The organism is Rhizobacter sp. (genome assembly GCF_035702065.1).
Taxonomy (GTDB): Bacteria; Pseudomonadota; Gammaproteobacteria; order Burkholderiales; family Burkholderiaceae_C; genus Rhizobacter.
The window spans coordinates 1-6,011 of sequence record NZ_DASSRA010000382.1 but is presented as its reverse complement, the minus strand read 5'-3'; the positions used below and the strand labels follow the sequence as shown (position 1 = coordinate 6,011).

8 protein-coding genes are annotated in these 6,011 nt (G+C 68.9%); all 8 read right to left on the bottom strand.

Going from position 1 to position 6,011, the window contains the following annotated elements:
- Positions 1-581 (bottom strand): LolA-related protein (locus VFL64_RS16830; RefSeq protein ID WP_489541529.1); only part of this gene is annotated, 581 nt, incomplete at its 3' end.
- On the bottom strand, positions 565-1,503 hold the full coding sequence (locus VFL64_RS16825; RefSeq protein ID WP_489541528.1) for a lysophospholipid acyltransferase family protein: 939 nt from the start codon (positions 1,501-1,503) through the stop codon (positions 565-567). The genes VFL64_RS16825 and VFL64_RS16830, both read right to left, overlap by 17 nt.
- Complete coding sequence (locus VFL64_RS16820; RefSeq protein ID WP_489541531.1) at positions 1,500-1,787, bottom strand: ApeI family dehydratase; 288 nt, start codon at positions 1,785-1,787, stop codon at positions 1,500-1,502. Before VFL64_RS16820 ends, VFL64_RS16825 begins: the two co-directional genes overlap by 4 nt.
- A gap of 2 nt (positions 1,788-1,789) precedes the next feature.
- Positions 1,790-3,163 carry an AMP-binding protein gene (locus VFL64_RS16815; RefSeq protein WP_489541527.1) on the bottom strand — a complete coding sequence of 458 codons (1,374 nt, stop codon included), beginning with the start codon at positions 3,161-3,163 and terminating at the stop codon, positions 1,790-1,792.
- Positions 3,160-3,828, bottom strand: coding sequence for a COG4648 family protein (locus VFL64_RS16810; RefSeq protein WP_489541526.1), 669 nt, complete (start codon positions 3,826-3,828; stop codon positions 3,160-3,162). Before VFL64_RS16810 ends, VFL64_RS16815 begins: the two co-directional genes overlap by 4 nt.
- 3 nt (positions 3,829-3,831) lie before the next feature.
- Positions 3,832-4,101, bottom strand: coding sequence for a phosphopantetheine-binding protein (locus VFL64_RS16805; RefSeq protein WP_489541525.1), 270 nt, complete (start codon positions 4,099-4,101; stop codon positions 3,832-3,834).
- A gap of 121 nt (positions 4,102-4,222) precedes the next feature.
- Entirely contained in the window at positions 4,223-4,615 is a 393-nt protein-coding gene (locus VFL64_RS16800; protein WP_489541524.1) for a hypothetical protein, read from the bottom strand.
- A gap of 165 nt (positions 4,616-4,780) precedes the next feature.
- The gene (purT, locus tag VFL64_RS16795) at positions 4,781-5,983 is read right to left on the bottom strand and encodes a formate-dependent phosphoribosylglycinamide formyltransferase (protein ID WP_489541530.1); all 1,203 of its coding nucleotides are present in this window, start codon (positions 5,981-5,983) and stop codon (positions 4,781-4,783) included.
- Positions 5,984-6,011: the final 28 nt, after the last annotated feature.

The window sequence follows — 6,011 nt, the reverse complement described above, 5'->3', positions numbered from 1 at the left end:
GTGACCTGCTCGATGCTCATCACCGAGCGGTCGCCATCGGCCATGGTGACGATCACGCCCTTTACGTGCGACTGCTGGCCCGAGAGCTGCACCGTGCGCACCAGCTCGCGCAGGCGCGGCTCGATGGGGGTGAGGTCGAGCTTCCAGCGCTGCGGGTTGCCGGAGACGGCCGCCTCGAAGTGGCGCTCCAGCAGTTCGCGGTTGCCGGTGAGCGTACCGCGGATGGCGTCCATGATGACCGCCGCCTCGGGTGCGGAGTCGAGCGGCACGGTGCGGCTGCGGCTGCCCGAGCTCAGCGTCACCTTGTTGCCGACCACGGCCACCTTCTCCTGGCGCGGCTTGAGCGTCTCGCGCGTGAAGGAGTCGGGCGCGGCAAAGGTCAGCCGGCCCGAGGACTCGAGCGTGCGTTCCAGCATGTCGACGGTGCGCTTCTCGGTGAAGACGGCTTCGCCGCTCTTCACCTGGGCCAGCAGTTGCGTGAGCTGCGGCAGATCGAACGCCGCCTGGGCCTGGGCGGCCACGGGCAACAGCAGCGCGGCGCAGCAGGCCAGTGCGCGCAAGCAGTCAAGGAGACGGGTCATTCGTGGCATCGTCGGCCCAGAAGTCATAGAAGTTGAACCAGTTGTACGGCGATTCGCGGCACAACACGTTGAGCAGTTCCACGTAGCGCCGCAAGGCGTCTTGCACGAGTTGATCGGCTTCGGCGCGTTGCTCGGGACCGAGCTGGCGGAAGTCGGCCAACTCGGCGAAGCGCAACTCGTAGCGCTTGCCACCATGGTAGAGGCCGGCCACGAAGATCATGCGCCGGCGCAGCATGGCCGCCAACCGGAAGGGGCCATCGGAAAACGGCGCCGGGCGGCCGAGAAAGTCCAGCTGCAGCGTGCGCGAGCGGCCCGACTGTGCGGGCAGCGTGCGGTCGGCCAGCAGCCCGGCGATGCCGCCCTCGGTGAGCCACTGGCGCAGCGCGAGCATGGCCCCCGGCCGGCCCAGCGCGATGGTGTGCAGGCTGGCCGCCGGCGCCACCGCAGCGAGCGTGGCGTTGATCAGCCGCGCGTTGTCCTCGTACATCAGCATGGTGATGCGCTCGCCGCGGCTTTGCGCATCGGCGCGCAGCGCCTCGAAGCTGCCCAGGTGGGCCCCCGCCGCGATGATGCCCTCGCCTTCAGCCAGCGGCACGTGGATGAGGTCACCGTCGGTGATGCGCACCTCGAAGCAGTCGAAGCGCTCCTGCAGGAAGAAGATGCGATCGAGGATGGTCGAGGCGAAGCAGTGGATGTGGCGGTACACGTCGGCCAGGCTTGCGGGGCGCTGCAGCGCACGGCTCAGGTAGCTGCGCGAGGCGCGGCGCGCGGTGCCGTTGGCGACGAGGAAGTAGAGCGTGATCGGATGCAGCAGCCCCCTCGTGAGCGAACGGCCGGCCGTCAAGGCGATCCAGCGGATGAGGCGCAAGGCCCAGAGGTTGCTGCGCTCGCGCTCGGCGACCCAGCCGGCGGCACGGCTCACGACGCAGGCTCGAAGTGCCCCGACGCCACCGCGCGCTCGGCGTTGCGCACCTCGAAGCGCAGCGCCGTGGGGCCAGCGTCGAAGTGGATCGCGAGCGTCGCCCCCGGGCGCACCGGGGCGAGGAACTTGACGACACCCAGGCGCGGCGTGGGGCCGACCTTGGATGCAAGGTCGGGGTCACGCAGCACCGCCTCCAGCACCTCGGCCAGCAGGCTCACGCCCGGCAGCAGCGGCTGGCCGGGGAAGTGGCCCGCAAAGGCGGGGTGGTCGGGCGAGACGTACACGTTCAAGGCTTGCGTTGGTCGGCCAGCACGCGCTCGGCCCAGGCCGCGAAGGCCGCGGCCGGCAGCTTGGCCGTGCCTTCGGAGCGCGGCAGCTCGGGCACCGACACCACGCGGCGCGGGATGAAGGCGGCATCCACGCGCTGGCGCATGGCGGCGATGACGCGGCGGCTCAGCTCGGCGGGCGGCACCTCGGGTGCGACCACGAAGGCGATCAGGCGCGTCACGCCATCGGCCACCTCGTCGGGCGGCAGCCAGAAAGCGCCATCACGCACGCCTTCGATCGCGTTGAGGTGGAAGTTGAGGTGGCCGAGCGAGCTGCGCTTGCCGGCGATGTTGATCAGGTCATTGGAACGGCCGAGCAGGCGAAAGCGCGTCGGCTCGATCAGCTCGATCACGTCGGACAGCGTGGTGGGCACCGGCACGTGGCCGCCTTGCGCCACGGTGGCGTCGCCGTCGCCGCTGAGCGTGACGCCATCGAAGGCCTGCCATTCGGCGCCCTGGGTGGTGCGGCGCGTGGCCACCTGGCCGGTTTCGGTGCAGCCGTAGATCTCGACCAGCGGCGCGGACAGTGCGGCCTCAGCGCGCTGTGCGAGCTGCGGCGAGAGCGGCGCGGTGGCGCACAGCGTGAGGTCGATGGTCGGCAGCGCGACGCCGGAGTCGAGGAGTGACTTGAGGTGGAAGGGCGTCGTCACCAGCATGCGCGGGCGCGCGGCGCGGGACAGCGCAGCGGCAATGTCCGCCGGATAGAACGGCCGCTCGGTGTCGACGGCCGCTCCCCCCAGCATGGCCAGCAGCACGGTGGACTCGAAGCCGTACATGTGCTGCGACGGCACGGTGGAGACGAGCGTGACGCCGGCCAGCGACGGCCGGCCCATGAAGTGCCCGAGCCGCTGCGATTCGCCGAGCGCTCCGCGCGCGAGGTGGCTCCAGTACTTGGCGTGCGGCACCGGCGCGCCGGTGGAACCTGACGTGAGCACCTGCGCCACCAGCGAGCCCTCGGCGATCAACGGCACCTCGGTACGCACAGGCACGGGCGCCGCCTCGGTGGGGTGACGCAGCATCGGCAGGGCCGCCTCGATGCCGGCGTGGTCGGTCAACCCGTAGGCCGAAGTGAACATGCCGCGCAGGCGCTCGACCATGTCGGGCGTGTAGTTGGGCGGCAGCAGGCTGCTCTGGCCGCGCAGCATGGCAGCACCGAGTCCCACGGCGAAGCTGTAGCGGTCGCCGATGAGGTTGAGCATCACGCCGCCTTCGGGCAGCTGCGTGGCGAGGTGTTGCACGTCCGCCAGGTACTGCTGACGCGAGAGTGGCTGGCCATTGCGCCAGGCCAGCGGTGCCTGCAGGTCGTCGGCCCAGATGAGTGGGGTGCTGTTCATGGCGCGGTCGTCGTCGGGCTCTGCCCACTGGTTTTGGGAGCCTGCATGTAAGCGCGCACGGCTTCGGCCACGCTGGCGCGCTCGAACTCGGGGTGCAGGCGGTAGCGCAGCAGGTGCTCACCGCCGAACATCACCCCGGTGGCGATGGGCGTGACCACGTTGGCGAAGAGCGCCCAGACCTCGAACGGTGCAAAGGCAAAGAGCGCCAGCGAGGTGCTCACGATGAGCAGGAAGAAGACCACCCAGGCACCGGTCAGCGTGCGGGTGTATTGCAGCTGGCGCGGCGGCAGGTAGCCGCCATGCACACGCAGCGCCACTGCGGTGATGATGGCCGTGCGGCCAGGGCGCAGCGTGCTGCCGAAGGCCAGCGCGAGGAAGAAGTTGATGCCCGCGTGCTCGATGAGGTAGAGCACGTGGGAAGAGGCCTTCACCCCCAGCAGGGCCTGCACGCACAGCGCGGCCAGGCTCAGCAACCCGACGGCACTGATCCAGCGGTGCCCGCTGCGCCAGGCGCCGACCGTGATGACCAGCAGCATCGGGCTGAGCACGCCCACGACGTTCCAGGCCGAGGCATCGGTTTGCGTCATCAGCCAGTGCGAGGCGGCGATGTAGGCCACGCCCGCCAAGGCAAACGCAGCGATGCGGGCCACCATGCGCAACTGCATGGTTCAGCTCACACGGTTGGCGGCGATGTGCTCGGTGAGGCTGGCCAGCGAAGTGAAGATGCGTGCGTTGTTCTCGTCGTCCGAGCGCAGCTGGAAGCCATATCGCTGCGAGACCACCAGGGCGACTTCGAGGATGTCGATCGAATCCAGACCCAGGCCTTCGCCGTACAGCGGAGCCTGGGGATCAATCGCCTCGGGTGCGATCTCGAGGTTGAGCGATTGGACCAGCAGAGCGGCCACTTCGCGCTGGAGTTCGAGATGAGAGGAAGTCATGCGTGTGGGTAAAGCTAAGGGGCACCAACTCACGGGCCGGACGGCTCGTCAGCGGGGCCGACAGTTTAACAAAGCCCTCTTTCGCGCCGGGCTGGCGCAGGAGAGGAGAACCCGGTGTGTTTCAGCGCTCGAACGGGCGGGTCAGGGCGAAGCCGCTGCCGTCGGTCACGCCGTCTCCGGATGAACCACCGGCGCCACGCGCGGCGGCGTTCAGGCGGTCGATCTCGGCATAGGCAAACCGCAACTGGCCTTCCAGCCGCGTGACCGACGAGCGCTGCTCGGCGGCAAACGCGGCCTGGCGCTGCTGCGCTGCCGTGCGTTCCTTCTCCAGCTCGGCCTGCAGACGGGCGTTCGTGGCGCGCAGGTTCTGCGAGCTGGCGGCCACCTGCTCGCGTGCCGCCGCCACCAAGCGGACATGCCGCGCCTTGGCACGGTTGCCGATCACGACCCACGCCGCCGCCGCCCCCAGCAAGGCGCCGACCAGGCCTGCGGCCAGCATCGTTGCGATCCCCATGATGTCCATCGTGCGTCCCCCGTGCGCATGGCGCACCGGCGCCGAGTCTCAGCGGCCGTTGCGCAAGAGTGAGAGCGTACTCAGCATCCGTTGGCTTGTCTGCACGCGCCTGCGAGGAGGCGTGACAAAGTGCACGCCCACCTCGCTGGCATTTGGCGACAAGGCTCAGGCCCGGCGTGGCTTGACCTTGGCGGCCGCCGTCTTGGCGTTGCGGCGCGCCACCTCCACGTCACTGTCGTACGCCAGCGCAACGCCCATGCGGCGCTTGGTGAAGCTCTCGGGCTTGCCGAAGAGCCGCAGCTCGGTGTTGGGCACGCGCAGGGCTTCGTCGACGCCATCGAAGGCAATGCCCTTCGCTTCCACCCCGCCGTAGATCACGGCACTGGCGCCCGGGCTCTTGAGCGCGGTGTTGACCGGCAGGCCCAGGATGGCGCGGGCGTGCAACTCGAACTCGTTCTGCCACTGGGTGATCATCGTGACCATGCCGGTGTCGTGCGGGCGCGGGCTCACCTCGCTGAACCACACCTGGTCGCCCTTCACGAACAGCTCCACGCCGAACAGGCCCTGGCCGCCCAGGTTGTCGGTGACGGCCTGGGCGATCTCGCGTGAGCGCTTCAAGGCGGCCTCGGTCATGCGGTGCGGCTGCCAGCTTTCCACGTAGTCACCGCTGACCTGGATGTGGCCGATGGGGTCGCAGAAGTGGGTCTCGACCTGGCCGCCGGTGCCGAGGGCGCGCACGGTGAGCTGGGTGATCTCGTAGTCGAAGTCGATGAACCCTTCCACGATCACTCTGCCCTGGTTCACGCGCGAACCGCTGGCGGCGTAATCCCACGCCTTCTTCACGTCAGCCGGACCATCCAGTTTGGACTGTCCCTTGCCGGAGGAGGACATCACAGGCTTGACGACGCAGGGATAGCCGATGCCGCCGTCGATGGCCGCCTGCAATTCCTCCAGACTGTCGGCGAACTTGTATGGCGACGTGGGCAGACCCAGCGTCTCTGCGGCGAGGCGGCGGATGCCTTCGCGGTTCATGGTGAGCTGCGTCGCGCGGGCCGTCGGGATGACGCGCGCCAGCCCCTCCTTCTCGACCTGCACCAGCATGTCGGTGGCGATTGCTTCGATCTCGGGCACGATCAGGTCGGGCTTCTCCCGCTCGATCAGCGCACGCAGGTCTGCGCCGTCGGCCATGTTGATGACATGGGCGCGATGCGCCACCTGATGGCCCGGCGCGTCCGGGTAGCGGTCCACCGCGATGGTCTCGACGCCGAGGCGCTGCAGGGCGATGAGGACTTCCTTGCCGAGTTCGCCGCTGCCGAGCAGCATGACGCGCATTGCGCTCGGACTCAACGGGGTACCGATTTTCATGATATTTTCCAGTGGTAAGGTAAAGGCAGAA

Coding starts and splice junctions, on each gene's coding strand:
- VFL64_RS16815 (WP_489541527.1), bottom strand. CDS start 3,163: ATGAACAGCACCCCACTCATCTGGGCCGACGACCTGCAGGCACCGCTG.
- VFL64_RS16810 (WP_489541526.1), bottom strand. CDS start 3,828: ATGCAGTTGCGCATGGTGGCCCGCATCGCTGCGTTTGCCTTGGCGGGC.
- VFL64_RS16805 (WP_489541525.1), bottom strand. CDS start 4,101: ATGACTTCCTCTCATCTCGAACTCCAGCGCGAAGTGGCCGCTCTGCTG.
- VFL64_RS16800 (WP_489541524.1), bottom strand. CDS start 4,615: ATGGGGATCGCAACGATGCTGGCCGCAGGCCTGGTCGGCGCCTTGCTG.